The sequence below is a fragment of the Aeromonas sp. ASNIH5 genome, assembly GCF_002902865.1.
GTDB classification, from domain to species: domain Bacteria; phylum Pseudomonadota; class Gammaproteobacteria; order Enterobacterales; family Aeromonadaceae; genus Aeromonas; species Aeromonas caviae.
In genome coordinates, this window is sequence record NZ_CP026122.1 from 954292 (window position 1) to 968964 (window position 14673).

Annotated in this window: 15 protein-coding genes; 9 read left to right on the forward strand and 6 right to left on the reverse strand. The window is 59.5% G+C overall.

All coding sequences use genetic code 11. From position 1 onward, the window contains the following. Positions 1–98 precede the first annotated feature (98 nt). Positions 99–590, reverse strand: coding sequence for a leucine-responsive transcriptional regulator Lrp (gene lrp / locus C2U30_RS04225; protein WP_005300047.1), 492 nt, complete (start codon positions 588–590; stop codon positions 99–101). Positions 591–740: 150 nt separating this feature from the next. On the opposite strand from lrp, the gene ald reads away from it, so the two are divergent. From ald to C2U30_RS04240, 3 genes are all read left to right on the forward strand, one after another. After that, on the forward strand, positions 741–1856 hold the full coding sequence (gene ald, locus C2U30_RS04230; RefSeq protein WP_010674517.1) for an alanine dehydrogenase: 1116 nt from the start codon (positions 741–743) through the stop codon (positions 1854–1856). Between the two features lie 183 nt (positions 1857–2039). Then, positions 2040–2990, forward strand: coding sequence for a thioredoxin-disulfide reductase (gene trxB / locus C2U30_RS04235; protein ID WP_010674516.1), 951 nt, complete (start codon positions 2040–2042; stop codon positions 2988–2990). Positions 2991–3048: 58 nt separating this feature from the next. Continuing rightward, positions 3049–4290, forward strand: a complete 1242-nt coding sequence (locus C2U30_RS04240) for a diguanylate cyclase (protein ID WP_029314438.1) — start codon at positions 3049–3051, stop codon at positions 4288–4290. Between the two features lie 83 nt (positions 4291–4373). Here C2U30_RS04240 and C2U30_RS04245 read toward each other — a convergent pair whose 3' ends face one another. Next, positions 4374–4844, reverse strand: a complete 471-nt coding sequence (locus C2U30_RS04245) for a glycine zipper 2TM domain-containing protein (protein ID WP_041211363.1) — start codon at positions 4842–4844, stop codon at positions 4374–4376. A gap of 17 nt (positions 4845–4861) precedes the next feature. Between C2U30_RS04245 and aat the strand changes: the two genes are divergently transcribed. The 3 genes from aat to infA all read left to right on the forward strand — a co-directional run bounded on the left by aat (position 4862) and on the right by infA (position 6569). Further along, a complete protein-coding gene (gene aat, locus C2U30_RS04250; protein ID WP_103244646.1) occupies positions 4862–5569 on the forward strand; it encodes a leucyl/phenylalanyl-tRNA--protein transferase in 708 nt (235 codons plus the stop codon). Further along, complete coding sequence (locus tag C2U30_RS04255; RefSeq protein ID WP_045524744.1) at positions 5566–6282, forward strand: arginyltransferase; 717 nt, start codon at positions 5566–5568, stop codon at positions 6280–6282. Before aat ends, C2U30_RS04255 begins: the two co-directional genes overlap by 4 nt. A 68-nt stretch (positions 6283–6350) precedes the next feature. Continuing rightward, positions 6351–6569, forward strand: coding sequence for a translation initiation factor IF-1 (infA, locus tag C2U30_RS04260; RefSeq protein ID WP_005300033.1), 219 nt, complete (start codon positions 6351–6353; stop codon positions 6567–6569). Between the two features lie 69 nt (positions 6570–6638). Here the strand turns inward: infA and clpA are convergent, their stop codons facing one another. Beyond that, positions 6639–8891: an ATP-dependent Clp protease ATP-binding subunit ClpA gene (gene clpA, locus C2U30_RS04265; RefSeq protein ID WP_010674511.1), complete on the reverse strand. Its 2253-nt coding sequence runs from the start codon at positions 8889–8891 to the stop codon at positions 6639–6641. 60 nt (positions 8892–8951) lie between these two features. Continuing rightward, a complete protein-coding gene (gene clpS, locus C2U30_RS04270) occupies positions 8952–9269 on the reverse strand; it encodes an ATP-dependent Clp protease adapter ClpS (RefSeq protein WP_005325410.1) in 318 nt (105 codons plus the stop codon). A gap of 228 nt (positions 9270–9497) precedes the next feature. Between clpS and cspD the strand changes: the two genes are divergently transcribed. Continuing rightward, on the forward strand, positions 9498–9716 hold the full coding sequence (gene cspD / locus C2U30_RS04275) for a cold shock-like protein CspD (RefSeq protein ID WP_010674510.1): 219 nt from the start codon (positions 9498–9500) through the stop codon (positions 9714–9716). A gap of 116 nt (positions 9717–9832) precedes the next feature. Here cspD and asd read toward each other — a convergent pair whose 3' ends face one another. Beyond that, positions 9833–10945, reverse strand: coding sequence for an aspartate-semialdehyde dehydrogenase (gene asd, locus C2U30_RS04280; RefSeq protein ID WP_103243235.1), 1113 nt, complete (start codon positions 10943–10945; stop codon positions 9833–9835). Positions 10946–11284: 339 nt separating this feature from the next. On the opposite strand from asd, the gene sugE reads away from it, so the two are divergent. After that, positions 11285–11599: a quaternary ammonium compound efflux SMR transporter SugE gene (gene sugE / locus C2U30_RS04285; RefSeq protein WP_103243236.1), complete on the forward strand. Its 315-nt coding sequence runs from the start codon at positions 11285–11287 to the stop codon at positions 11597–11599. A 216-nt stretch (positions 11600–11815) separates the two neighbouring features. On the opposite strand, the gene C2U30_RS04295 is transcribed toward sugE, so the two are convergent. After that, positions 11816–12499, reverse strand: coding sequence for a B3/B4 domain-containing protein (locus C2U30_RS04295; protein ID WP_103243238.1), 684 nt, complete (start codon positions 12497–12499; stop codon positions 11816–11818). A 335-nt stretch (positions 12500–12834) separates the two neighbouring features. Here C2U30_RS04295 and ycaO point away from each other — a divergent pair, with 335 nt between their 5' ends. Further along, positions 12835–14595 carry a 30S ribosomal protein S12 methylthiotransferase accessory factor YcaO gene (gene ycaO / locus C2U30_RS04300; RefSeq protein ID WP_103243239.1) on the forward strand — a complete coding sequence of 587 codons (1761 nt, stop codon included), beginning with the start codon at positions 12835–12837 and terminating at the stop codon, positions 14593–14595. The last annotated feature ends 78 nt before the right edge of the window (positions 14596–14673 follow it).

The window sequence follows — 14673 nt, forward strand, 5'->3', positions numbered from 1 at the left end:
GGCCTGAAACTCTCTATAAGAAGAAACGAGCGGACCGGCCGCTCGTTTCTGACTATCGTGACTCGTCATGGAACTTGCAAGTCACAGCACAACCCCGCTTATCGGGTGCTGATCACCAGACGACTGCTCTGTTTGACCTCTTCCATCACCACGTAGGTGCGGGTGTCGTTGACGCCCGGCAGACGCAGCAGGGTTTCACCCAGCAGGCGGCGGTAAGCGGACATGTCGCTGACGCGGGTCTTGAGCAGATAGTCGAAATCACCGGACACCAGATGGCACTCCTGGATCTCTTCGAGCACCTGAACAGCCTTGTTGAACTGCTCGAACACATCGGGGGCGCCACGATTGAGGGTAATTTCCACGAACACCAGCAGAGACGCGTCCAGATAATGAGGGTTCAGAATGGCGGCATATCCTTCGATATACCCTTGTCGCTCCAGGCGACGAACCCGTTCCAGACACGGTGTGGGACTCAGGCCAACTCGTTTGGACAACTCAACGTTCGAAATCCTGCCATCCTTTTGCAGTTCATTCAGAATGTTGCGGTCAATCCTGTCCAAATCCTTTAGCCGACTCTTAGCTTCCATCATTTAATTCCATCCTTTGGCTATTTTTTGGTAAGAATCACCAGTCATTTTATAATAATGGTCACAAATCCTGTCAATACCTGAATATACTAGGCGCAAATGTCGCTTAACATCTAGGCAACATAAACCACCAATCGATAGACGAGGGATAGCATGATTATCGGTGTACCTAAGGAAATAAAAAACCATGAATATCGCGTAGGCATGGTTCCGGCCAGTGTACGTGAACTGACAGCACGAAACCATACTGTTTTCGTCCAAAGCGGCGCAGGAAATGGCATTGGGTTCAGTGACGCAGATTATCTGGCTGCCGGAGCCGAGATCCTGGCCTCCGCTGCCGAAGTTTTCGCCAAGGCGGAGATGATCGTCAAGGTCAAGGAACCCCAGGCAGTGGAACGGGCCATGCTGCGTCCCGGCCAGACCCTCTTTACCTATCTGCATCTGGCGCCGGACCTGGCCCAGACCCAGGATCTCATCGACAGTGGTGCCGTCTGCATCGCCTATGAAACCGTCACGGACGGTCGTGGCGGTCTGCCCCTGCTGGCCCCCATGTCGGAAGTGGCCGGACGCATGTCTATTCAGGCCGGTGCCCAGGCACTGGAGAAATCCCGTGGCGGCAGCGGCGTGCTGCTCGGCGGTGTGCCCGGTGTGGAACCGGCCAAGGTGGTGATCATCGGTGGTGGTGTGGTGGGCTCCAACGCAGCCCGCATGGCCGTCGGCCTGCGTGCCGACGTCACCATCCTCGACAACAACGTCGATACCCTGCGCCGTCTCGACAGCGAGTTCCAAGGGGCTGCCAAGGTGGTCTACTCCAACCGCGAGACCCTGGAGCGCCATCTGCTGGCGGCAGACCTGGTCATCGGCGGCGTGCTGGTGCCTGGCGCCACTGCGCCAAAACTTGTCAGCCGTGACCACATTGCTCGCATGAAACCCGGTGCGGCCATCGTGGACGTGGCCATCGATCAGGGCGGCTGTGTCGAGACCTCCCATGCCACCACCCATGAAGATCCCACCTTCATCGTCGACGAGGTGGTGCACTACTGCGTGGCCAACATGCCGGGTGCCGTGGCGCGGACCTCCACCGTGGCCCTGAACAACGCCACCCTCCCCTTCATCATCAAGCTGGCCGAACAGGGCTATCGCAACGCACTGCTCGCCGATCCCCACCTGTTGCACGGCCTGAACGTGATGGCGGGCAAAATCACCTGCAAGGAGGTTGCCGTGGCCCACAACCTGGCTTACACGGATCCCCTGACCCTGCTGAACTGATCGCGTCCCTGCAAAGGGAGGTAGATGAGTGAAAATCCGCCCGCGATGGGCGGTTTTTTTTGGCCTGCCATCCCCGGCTCACCCCTCTTGTTGGCGATTGCCCCAATCGATGCGCTGGCCTTTGACCACGGATCACGAATTACCTACAATCGCGCAAACTCATCACGTCTCGGAAATCACATCATGAGCCAAGTCACTCACAGCAAACTGCTGATCCTGGGATCCGGTCCGGCAGGTTACACTGCGGCCGTCTATGCCGCTCGCGCCAACCTAAATCCCCTGCTCATCACCGGCATGCAGCAAGGTGGTCAGCTGACCACCACCACCGAAGTGGAAAACTGGCCAGGGGACGCGGAAGGGCTGACCGGCCCGGCCCTGATGGAGCGCATGAAAGAACATGCAGAGAAGTTCGATACCCGCATCCTCTTTGATCACATCAATGAAGTGACGCTGACCGAGCGTCCCTTCCGCCTCAAGGGCGACAACGGGGAATACACCTGCGATGCGCTGATCCTCGCCACCGGCGCCTCCGCCAAATACCTGGGTCTGCCCTCAGAAGAGGCCTTCAAGGGCCGCGGCGTCTCCGCCTGCGCCACCTGTGACGGCTTCTTCTACCGCAATCAGGAAGTGGCCGTGGTCGGCGGCGGCAACACCGCCGTGGAAGAGGCACTCTATCTGGCCAACATCGCCAAGAAGGTGCACCTCATCCATCGCCGCGACGAGTTCCGCGCCGAGAAGATCCTGATCAAGCGCCTCAACGACAAGGTCGAGAGCGGCAATATCGTCCTGCACACCCATCAGACCCTGGACGAAGTACTGGGTGACGACATGGGCGTCACCGGCGTGCGCCTGCGCAGCACCCGGGATGACACCACCTCCGAGCTGCCGCTGATGGGGGTCTTCATCGCCATCGGTCACCAGCCCAACACCCAGATCTTCGAAGGGCAGCTGGCGATGGAAAACGGCTATCTGAAAGTGCGTGGCGGACTGGAAGGGTTCGCAACCCAGACCAGCATCCCGGGCGTGTTCGCCGCCGGCGACGTGGCCGACCACGTCTACCGCCAGGCGATCACCTCCGCGGGAACCGGCTGCATGGCCGCCCTCGATGCAGAGCGATATCTGGACGCACAATAATCGGAAGGATATAAAGGGCATGCCAGTTGGCATGCCCTTTTTTATTGCAAGGAGCAGGATGAAACGAAAAATAATGATAGTGGAAGACAGCCTGACGGTACGCCGCATGCTGACCCAGGCCATTGCGCAGCAGACAGGGCTGGAAATCGACGCCTTCGACACCCTTGAAGGGGCTCGCGATTGCCATGGGGAAGATTATGTGGTCGCCCTGGTGGATCTCACCCTGCCGGACGCCCCCGGCGGAGAGGCTGTCAATGTGCTGAGGGAGCGTGGGCTGCCGGTGGTGATCCTGACGGCCGACATCAGCGAAGAGAAGCGGGAAGCCTGGCTGGAAGCCGGGGTGCTGGACTATGTGATGAAGGATTCACGTCACTCCCTGCAATATGCCGTCGGTCTGGTGCACCGCCTCTACCTCAACCAGGCCATCGAAGTCTTGGTGGTCGACGATTCACGCACCTCCCGTCACCGCACCGCGGCCCAGTTGCGCAAGCAGTTGTTGCAGGTGCACGAGGCCAATTCAGCCCGCGATGCGCTGGCGCAGCTCGAGCAGCACCCCGCCATTCGCCTGATGCTGGTGGACTACTACATGCCGGAGATCGACGGCATCAGCCTGGTGCGAATGCTGCGCGAGCGCTACAGCAAGCAGCAGCTCGCCATCATCGGCATCTCGGTATCGGACAAACACGGCCTCTCGGCACGCTACCTCAAGCAAGGGGCGAATGATTTTCTCAATCAGCCCTTTGAACCCGAGGAGCTGCAGTGCCGGGTCAGCCACAACCTGGAGGCCCTTGAGCAGTTCAACAACATCCAGGAATCGGCCAACCGAGACTACCTGACCGGACTTTACAACAGACGCTACTGGTTCAACGAGGGTCAAAAGTGGTTCGAGGAGCATCAGCGCCATCAGGCGCAGCTCTCCCTGTGCGTGCTCGATGTGGATCACTTCAAGCAGGTCAATGATCACTGGGGGCATGCCATCGGCGATCAGCTGCTCTGTCATCTGGCCAGGCTGCTCACCCAGTTCTTCCCGGATGCCATGATAGCCCGATTCGGTGGTGAAGAATTTGCCCTGATGGTGCCCCACTGCCCCGTTCCCGTGCTGCTCAAGCGACTGGAAGGGCTTCGTCTGCAAATGCGCCAGCAACCGCTGTCCCGGGAGATATCGCTCTTTGTACGCGCCAGTTTCGGCGTCATCAATGTCGGGCGGCTCTCCATGGACGAGGCGCTGAGCGAGGCAGATCGCCAGTTGTATCAGGCAAAGAATACCGGGCGAGACAAGATAGTCTGTCAGGACGTCTGAGCAAGCATCAGCAGAGGCACTCCGTGTAGTACCGCCCGGCGCCCCTTGTGTGGCGGCCGCCGGGTCAATCCCTTCTTCACCGTTCAATAGGTCTTGTCGACCCGCACCCCATCGCTGAAATAGAGGATGCGCACCTTGTCGCCCTGCGCAAAGACCATGGCCGGATCGTAATCCTGGATCACGTTGATGAGCCCGTTCTGCTCGTTGCGGATCAGCAGCTCCACCAGCTTGTTCTCCACCACGCTGCCCCCTGACTGAAACTGCTGCACCGCCGCCGCTCCCGCCAGCGCTCCGACCGCAGTGGCAATCTCCCGCCCGTGCCCACCGCCAAACTGGTTGCCGAGCAGCCCGCCAAGCACGGCCCCTCCCAGAGTTTTCCAGCCGGAATGCTCTGATTCCACCATCTGGCGCTGGGTGATGTTGCGCACCGCATCCACCTGGCCGAAGACCACCTGCTCCACCGGACGCGCCGTGTTGCGTTCATACACCGCACTCCAGGCCGGCGCCGTGACAAAGCCAAGCAAGCTGGATACTATCAGGATAATGGCCTTCATCTATGAACCTCTGCCTTATGTCTCGCTATCTTACCGAACTGGATGATGAGCTGTGCTGGTTTCCCTCCCCCAGCCATGCGCTGGAAGAGCCCAACGGGCTGCTCGCGATTGGGGGAGATCTCTCCCCCGCTCGATTGCTGGCAGCTTACCACAGCGGGATCTTTCCGTGGAATGAACCCCATCAGCCACTGCTGTGGTGGTCACCGGACCCCAGGGGAGTCATCGTGCCCGAGGAACTCCACATCGGCCGCAGCCTGCAGAAGTGTTTGCGCCGCACACCCTTCGAGATTTACATCAATCGCGCCTTTGATGACGTCATTGCAGCCTGCGCCGCCCCCCGTCGCACCGCCAGCGGCACCTGGATAAGTGCCCCCATGATCGACGCCTATCGGTGCCTTCATCGCCTCGGTCATGCCCACTCCATCGAAATCTGGCAGGATGATCAGTTGCAGGCAGGCCTCTATGGCCTCTCCCTGGGCCGACTATTTTGTGGTGAATCCATGTTCAGCCGCATCGACAATGGCGCCAAACTGGCCATGGTGGCCCTCTGTCGCCACTTTGCAGGGCACGGCGGTGCCCTCATCGACTGCCAGATGCAAAACGACTTTCTGGCCACGCTGGGTGTCCAGGAGTGGCCAAGGCAGCGCTTTCTGGCCACCCTGGCCACCCTGACCCGGCAATCGTTGCAAGAGGGATGCTGGCAACCGAGGAGAATCAGCCTATGAGTGAAGAAGTGATCCTCAAGGTCGGGCTGACCCCCAGGCACCCGTGCAGCTACCTCGGTCACGAGCAGGAGCAGTTGCTGGTCCTGATGGACCATGAACTGCTCAACGCCGCCGGGTACGAACGGCTGCTGACGGCAGGATTCCGGCGCAGTGGCAACGACATCTATCGTCCTCACTGTCCCGCCTGCAGCGCCTGCCAATCCTTGCGCATACACAGTGAACGCTTCATCCCGAGCCGTGGGCAGAAGCGCATCCGCCAGTTGAACCGGGATCTCGAGCTCGTGCTGAGCTATGACGACAAGCCCGAGTATTACCAGCTCTATGAACGCTATATCCGTGAGCGTCATCGGGATGGCAGCATGTATCCACCGAGCCGGACCCAATACAAGGGGTTCCTGCACTGCGACTGGATGCCCCCCCTCTATCTGGAGATGCGCAAGGAGGGACGCCTCATCGGCGTGGCCACCACGGATCTGCTTCCCCACTCTCTGAGCGCCATGTACACCTTCTTCGACCCCGACTATGCCGACCGGTCGCTCGGCACCTTCGCCATCCTGAGCCAGTTGGAACTGGCCAGACGTACCGGTCGTCAGTGGCTCTATCTGGGGTATCTGGTGGAGGAGTGCCGCAAGATGAATTACAAGCGCCAATACCTGCCCCATGAGCTGCTGGTACAGGGCGAATGGAAAAAAATCGACACCAAGCCCGAGTAAACTTTACACATAGCCTTAAATCCGGCATGATCCAGCGGTTTTTTGTTGTGGCTTATCAAGAGGATTCAATGGCTAAAGAAGACAGTATTGAGATGCAGGGTACCATTCTCGAAACCTTGCCCAATACCATGTTCCGTGTGGAACTGGAAAATGGTCACGTGGTTATCGCTCATATTTCCGGCAAGATGCGCAAAAACTACATCCGTATCCTGACTGGGGACAAAGTAACGGTGGCTCTGACTCCGTACGATCTCTCCAAGGGACGTATTGTTTTCCGCTCTCGCTAAGCCAGGAATTCAGCAAAAAACCCCAGCCTCTCGGTTGGGGTTTTTTGTCATTTCCGGCCTTGCTCACAGTCAGTGAGAGACAGCTTCAACGTTGACCTGAAAATCAAAGCTGAGGCTGTTGTTCACCAGTTCGACCTTCACAATGCCGCCATCGACCAGGGAACCGAACAGGATCTCGTTGGCCAGGGGCTTCTTGAGGTGCTCCTGAATGACCCGGCCCATGGGTCTTGCTCCCATTGCCCTGTCATACCCTTTCTCTGCCAACCAGTGGCGCGCCTCTTCAGACACCTCCAGTGAAACGCCCTTGGCATCCAGCTGAACCTGCAGCTCGACGATGAACTTGTCGACCACCTGATGGATCACTCCCATGTCGAGATGGTTGAACCAGATGGTGTGATCGAGCCGGTTGCGGAACTCCGGACTGAACGTCTTGTTGATCACCGCCATGGCATCATGGCTCATGTCCTGCTGCTGGAAGCCGATGGACTTGCGCTGGGTCTCCTGAACCCCTGCGTTGGTGGTCATCACCAGGATCACATTGCGAAAATCTGCCTTGCGCCCGTTGTTGTCCGTCAGGGTACCGTTGTCCATCACCTGCAGCAGCAAGTTGAAGACATCCGGGTGCGCCTTCTCGATCTCGTCAAGCAGCACGACGGAGTGCGGATGCTTGAGGACGGAGTCGGTCAACAGCCCTCCCTGCTCGAATCCCACGTAACCGGGAGGAGCCCCGATCAACCGGGACACGGTATGGCGTTCCATGTATTCCGACATGTCAAATCGCAATACCTCGACCCCGAGCGCCTTGCCAAGTTGCTGGGTCACTTCGGTCTTGCCCACCCCGGTCGGGCCGGCAAACAGGAAGCAGCCCACAGGTCGGCGTTCGTTGCCAAGCCCTGAACGTGACAACCGAATGGCATCGGTCAGCACCTCGATGGCCTTGTCCTGCCCGAACACCACCATCTTGAGATTACGCTCCAGGTTCTTCAGCACCTCCTTGTCGGAGGAGGAGACAGATTTCTCGGGAATACGGGCAATCTTGGCAACAATGGCCTCGATTTCCGGCACATTGATCACCTTCTTGCGCTTGCTAACGGGCAAGAGGCGTTGCCCTGCACCCGCTTCGTCGATGACGTCGATGGCCTTGTCAGGCAGATGGCGATCATTGATGTACTTGGCGGAGAGCTCCACCGCCGCCCGGATCGCCTTGACGGTGTAACGCACGCCATGGTGAGACTCATAACGGCTCTTGAGTCCCATCAGAATGCGAGTGGTGTCGTCTACTGTGGGTTCGACGATGTCGATCTTCTGGAAGCGGCGAGCAAGGGCCCTGTCCTTCTCGAAGATCTGGGCATATTCCTGGTAGGTGGTGGAGCCCACGCAGCGCAGCAAACCATTGGAGAGCAGCGGCTTGATGAGGTTGGCCGCATCCAGCTGGCCACCGGAAGCCGCACCAGCGCCAATGATGGTGTGGATCTCGTCGATGAAGAGGATGGCCCCCTCCTGACGTTCAATCTGCTTGAGCAGCACCTTGAGGCGCTTCTCGAAGTCACCACGATACTTGGTGCCCGCCAGCAGGGAGCCCATGTCCAGGGAGTAGATGGTGCTACCCGCAATCACCTCGGGCACATCCCCCTTGACGATACGGTAGGCAAGCCCTTCGGCGATGGCGGTCTTGCCCACGCCGGCTTCCCCGACCAGCAAGGGGTTGTTCTTGCGGCGGCGGCACAATACCTGAATGGTGCGATTGAGCTCCTGATCACGGCCGATGAGCGGATCGATGCGCCCCTCCAGCACCAGCTGGTTGAGGTTGGTGGCAAAGCTTTCTATCTGGGCAGAGGATACCTCGTCATCAGATTCCGCATTGTTGCCACCACTCTCGGGCTTGTTGTCCTTGCGCACCCCGTGGGACAGGAAGTTCACCACATCCAGGCGGCTTATTTCGGCTTTTTTCAGGAAGTAGGCGGCCTGGGACTCTTGTTCGCTGAAGATGGCGACCAGGACATTGGCACCGCTCACCTCGGTATTGCCGGACGACTGGACATGGAAGACGGCACGTTGCAGCACGCGCTGGAAGCCCAGCGTCGGCTGGGTTTCCCTGTCTTCGTCGTCACGGGGGATGAGCGGGGTCGTTTGATTGATGAAGGCGCGGATCTCTTTGCGCATCTGTTCCACATCCGCACCACATGAACTCAGCGCCTCATGGGCTGAGCTGTTATCCAGCAGGGCCAACAACAGGTGCTCGACGGTCATGAATTCGTGGCGCTCGTCACGGGCCAGCTTGAAAGCCTCGTTCAGCGTCTTTTCTAGATCTTTGTTCAACATAGGCACCTCCCCTCAGTACAGCAACAATGCGGTGTCGTTATCGCCATCAAGTCATCAGATTCAAGCCTTTTCCATGGTACATAGCAGTGGATGTTCGTTGTTACGTGAATAGGTGTTGACCTGGACCACTTTGGTCTCGGCAATCTCGGCGGTAAATGTGCCGCAGACTCCCTTACCACTATAATGCACGCTCAGCATCACCTGAGTGGCCTTCTCCAGATCCATACCAAAGAACCTTTGCAGCACCTCCACCACGAACTCCATCGGTGTGTAGTCGTCGTTGTTCAGGACGACCTTGTACATGGGTGGCGGTTGCAGCTTCGTTTTCTCTGCCTCTGCAATCTCTTCATTAGCAAAGAGTTCTTTCTGCTTGCTCATAGTTGCGCTTTGGTACCTCTAGATTACTACCGTGTCGCTCAAGATTGTCAATAGACTTGTTAACCAGATCACATCGGTTGTTAACAACTTCTTGACTCGCTTAAAAGTTGGACTAGATTGGTTACTTGCTAATCGGCGCCCGTCTGCTACGGGGTCATGCCCTAGTTATATAAGGCTGGCGCAGGTTACTCAACGACTTCAGGGTAATCAATAAAAGGATGTAGATGTATGGCAACCGGAACAGTCAAGTGGTTCAACAACGCAAAAGGATTTGGGTTTATCTGTCCGGAAGGCGGTGGTGAAGACATCTTCGCTCACTACTCCACGATTCAAATGGAAGGTTACAAGACCTTGAAAGCAGGTCAGGCAGTCAACTTTGAACTGCAGCAGGGGCCGAAAGGAAATCATGCCTCTGTCATCGTGCCAAACGAAGCACAGAACATCTAAGAGTCAAACTGGATAAATTAAAAAGCGGCATCCCAAGGGATGCCGCTTTTTTATGGACAGGCACGAAGAGGGGAACAAGAAAGGCCAGGCCTTCCTTGTTCCCTGCTGCAGCTACCTCAGCGGGCCAGCAGGATGTTGAGCATGCGACGCAGCGGCTCGGCGGCGCCCCACAGCAACTGGTCACCCACGGTAAAGGCGGCCAGGTACTCCGGACCCATATTGAGCTTGCGCAGACGACCCACCGGGATGCTGAGGGTGCCGGTGACGGCGGCCGGGGTCAGCTCGCGGGCGGTGATGTCGCGATCGTTGGGGATCACCTTGACCCAGTCGTTGTGGGCAGCCAGCAGGGATTCGATTTCGGCCAGCGGCACGTCTTTTTTCAGCTTGATGGTGAAGGCCTGGCTGTGGCAGCGCAGGGCGCCGATGCGCACGCACAGACCATCCACCGGAATGGCGGCGTTTTCGATACCCAGGATCTTGTTGGTCTCGGCCTGGCCTTTCCACTCTTCACGGCTCTGGCCGTTGTCGAGCTTGGTGTCGATCCAGGGGATGAGGCCACCGGCCAGCGGCACACCGAAGTTGTCCACCGGCAGGGTGCCGGAGCGGGTCTTCTCGGTGATCTTGCGCTCGATGTCGAGGATGGCGGAGGCGGGATCCGCCAGCTCCACCGCCACTTCATCCCGCAGCATGCCCATCTGGGTGACCAGCTCGCGCATGTGGCGGGCACCACCACCGGAGGCCGCCTGATAGGTGGCCACGCTCACCCACTCCACCAGATCGGCCTTGAACAGGCCACCCAGGGCCAGCAGCATCAGGCTGACGGTGCAGTTGCCGCCAACGAAGGTCTTGATGCCGTTGTTCAGGGCATCTTCGATGACGTCGCCGTTGACCGGATCCAGGATGATAACGGCGTCCTTCTCCATGCGCAGGGAGGAGGCGGCGTCAATCCAGTAGCCCTGCCAGCCGGCGGCTTTCAGACGCGGATAAACATCCTTGGTGTAGTCGCCGCCCTGGGCGGTGATGATGACGTCCTGTGCGGCCAGCGCCTCGAGATCGAAGGCGTCCTGCAAGGTGCCGGCATCGACACCAAAATTGGGGGCGGCCTCACCGGCCTGGGAGGTGGTGAAGAAGGTGGGTTGAATGCGGGCAAAATCCTTCTCTTCCTGCATCCGGCTCATCAAGACCGAACCCACCATGCCACGCCAACCGACCAAACCTACTTTTTTCATAATGTCCTACCCTGGATAGCTGCTTATAGAAATCGTGTGTGGTACCCGTGACCCCTGCCTTGGCGCCAGCCGTTTACAAGGGATTCACAATATATGAGTTGCAAAAAATGCGTCTGTCCACATTACGGATTGTGACGGCGGGCGCAAGTCGAATTGCGCAATATTCTGTGCCATTCGCTGCAATATCCGTCGGCCTGGCCGACCTGCGGGCAGCCGGTTGGCATCCTGCCTCCAGTTGGGGCATCATTGAGACCGACCGGCAGCCCCGCTGCCCCTCGGGGACGGCCCCGAGGCCTCCTGATACGCAGGGACGACCCTGCTTCCTGCGGAATCTGCCTTATGTCGTGGTTGCTATTGCTGTTGGCCGGCCTGTTCGAGGTCGCCTGGGCCATCGGCCTCAAATTCACCGACGGTTTCAGCCGTCCCCTCCCCACCCTGCTGACCCTGATCGCCATGGCCGTGAGCGTGCTGCTGCTCGCCATGGCGGTCAAACAGCTGCCCCTTGGCACCGCCTATGCGGTCTGGACCGGCATCGGCGCGGTCGGCACCGTGCTGATGGGGATCTGGCTGTTCAACGAACCGGCCACCCTCGCCCGGGTGCTCTGCCTGCTGCTCATCATCGGCGGGATCCTGGGTCTGAAATTCATCGGTTAGGCGCGCTGAACGGGCCGGGTACACCGGCCCCGACGTGGCAAGCTCCAGGGGGCGATGTCAGCCCGGCGTGTTGCTGTGTTCCTCTGCTTGCTGATGTGTTCGCAGGCGGTGGGTAAAGGCGGGCGGCACAGACGTGGCATGGCGAGCAAGATCTGCCCCATGACCGCCCGGGCGAGCATGGGGTGCCTCCTTTTATCTTTTCGTCTGCTCCTTCAATCACTCCACCAACGTCTGCTCGATGCGGGCCCCAGGCATCATCTGCGTGAGACCGGCAATCAGCCTGTTGCCAGCCTCCCACAAGGCCGTGCGCGGCATCGGCGGCAGACACTCCAGAATGAACCACATCCGGGGGGAAGAGAGGCTCAGGCGAGTGCGGATCCCCTGGCGCCAGTTCCAGCGGCGACAGGTGACGCCGAGATCGTCCCGCCACACCACCTCTCCGGGAGCCGGTGCCTCCTGGATTGGCAGCCCTTCTTTGAGGGTGTCAAAGCATTCGCTGCCATCGGCAATCACCAGGCGCGGCGTCCCCACATAGGCCGCCAGATCCTCCCCGCCCACGGGAATGGCATACTCGATGCTGATGGCGTTGTAGAGATCCACCACGGGATCGATGGCGGGCAAGACGCCATCGCGCAGCACCCGCTTGCGCAGTGCCTGGGCCGAGCAGGGCGTGCGGGCAGGCTTGGCGCCAAACCCCTTGAACACCTGATCCCAGGCGGCCAGATGTTCAAGGGCCCAGGGGGCCTCGTCGGTGCCAAGGGCCGCACATGCCCGGGCCAGGGCCCGCTCCCCCACCAGAGTGTCAATCACGGGGGCGGCTTCCACCACGATGCTGAGGGCACAAAAACCCGGCGCCAACCTGGCTATCTCGGGGTCGATACGGGGGATCATCGGGAACATTCAGCACTCCTGGTCAAGGCTCATCAAGACGGGGTGGCGGAACGGGCACGGGCGTTCCCCTTTTTTCCTTCCCCCGCCAACGGTTGACGCCATGATGAAGGGCACAGGGTCATAATAAAATTTACTTTATCTTAATTATGTTAAGTAAAACTGATGACCCAACCCTCTTTCCCATGAAAAATCGCCGCCCCGCAGCACACTGCCCACCCCCACTACCACACCCCGACCCTCCAATGCAGACCTGGGCAAGCCCACACCATTGCCCTGGCCGCTTTCCCCGTCACTCATGCTATTATCTGCGTCCAAACATGAGCCCATAAAATCAGGACATTGTGATGACCGACCACACTTTTATTCCCGGCAAGGACGCAGCGCTGGAAGACTCCATCGAACGCTTCCAGACCAAGCTGCAAGCCCTGGGGTTTGATATCGAAGAGGCCTCCTGGCTCAACCCCGTGCCCAACGTCTGGTCCGTGCACATCCGGGACAAGGAGTGCGCCCTCTGCTTCACCAACGGCAAGGGTGCCAGCAAGAAGGCGGCGCTCGCCTCCGCCCTTGGCGAATATTTCGAGCGTCTCTCCACCAACTACTTCTTCGCCGACTTCTACCTGGGCGAGCAGGTAGCCAATGGCGACTTCGTCCACTACCCGAACGAGAAGTGGTTCCCCATCGAGGGGGATCAGCTTCCCACTGGTCTGCTCGACTCCTTCACCCGCAAGTTCTACAACCCGGACGGTGAAGTGACCGCCGACATGCTGGTGGACCTGCAATCCGGCAACGAGGAACGCGGCATCGTCGCCCTGCCCTTCGAGCGCCAGTCCGACCACCAGACCGTCTATATCCCGATGAACATCGTCGGCAACCTGTATGTTTCCAACGGCATGAGCGCCGGCAACACCCGCACCGAAGCCCGCACCCAGGGGCTGTCGGAGGTGTTCGAGCGCCACGTGAAGAACAAGATCATCGCCGAGGCCATCAGCCTGCCCCAGATCCCGGGCGAGGTCATCGCCCGTTACCCCGGCATCAAGGCGTCCATCGATGCACTGGAGGCCGAAGGCTTCCCCATCTACAGCTTCGATGCCTCCCTCGGCGGCCGTTATCCGGTCATCTGCGTGGTGCTGCTCAACCCGAGCAACGGCACCTGCTTTGCCTCCTTCGGCGCCCACCCGCGCTTCGAGGTCGCCTTCGAGCGCACCGTCACCGAACTGCTGCAAGGGCGCAGCCTCAAGGATCTGGACGTCTTCGTGCCGCCGTCGTTCGACAACGAGCAGGTGGCGGATCACCACAACCTGGAGACCCACTTCATCGACTCCTCCGGCCTCATCAGCTGGGATCTGTTCAAGGAAGAGTCCGACTTCGAGTTTGCCGACTGGGACTTCCGTGGCACCTCGCAAGAGGAGTTCGACCACCTGATCGGCATCTTCCACGAGCTGGAGCAGCCGGTCTACATCGCCGACTACGAGCACCTGGGTGTCTACGCCTGCCGTATCCTGGTGCCCGGCATGTCCGACATCTATCCGGTGGAAGATCTGCTGCTGGCCAACAACACCATGGGGGCCCACCTGCGGGAGACCATCCTGGCGCTGCCGGCGCTCGAGTGGGACGCAGAGCAGTACATGGCCCTGTTCGACCAGCTGGATGAAGAGGGTCACGACGAGCGGACCCGGGTGCGCGAGCTGCTCGGCATCGCCGCCGCCAAGGGCACTGCCCTGCACACCCTGCGCGTCGGTGAGCTCAAAGCCATGCTGGCGCTGGCCGCAGGCGACCTGGAGAGCGCCCTCGACCTCATCGACTGGACCATGGAGTTCAACCAGTCGGTGTTCCCGGCGGATCGGGCCGCTTACTACCGCGCCCTGCGCGCCTGCGTCGAGCTCTTCCTGGACGAGGATCGCGACCCCGAGCAGTACCGCCCGGTGTTCGCCCGCATGTTCGGGGAAGAGACCCTGGCGCAGGCGTGGGCCAACGCCCGCGGCGAGGCGCGCTTCCACGGGTTGGAAGCCGCCGATCTCTCCCTCTCCCAGTTCCCGCTGCACCAGAAACTGCTGGCCGCTTACGAGAAATTGCAAAAAGCCAAACGAATCCATAGCTGGAACTGATATGCTGATATGACGAAGGGGCCCTGAGGGCCCCTTCTGTTTTATGGTCTACGCTTTGGCTGGCCGTGCCACAAAGAT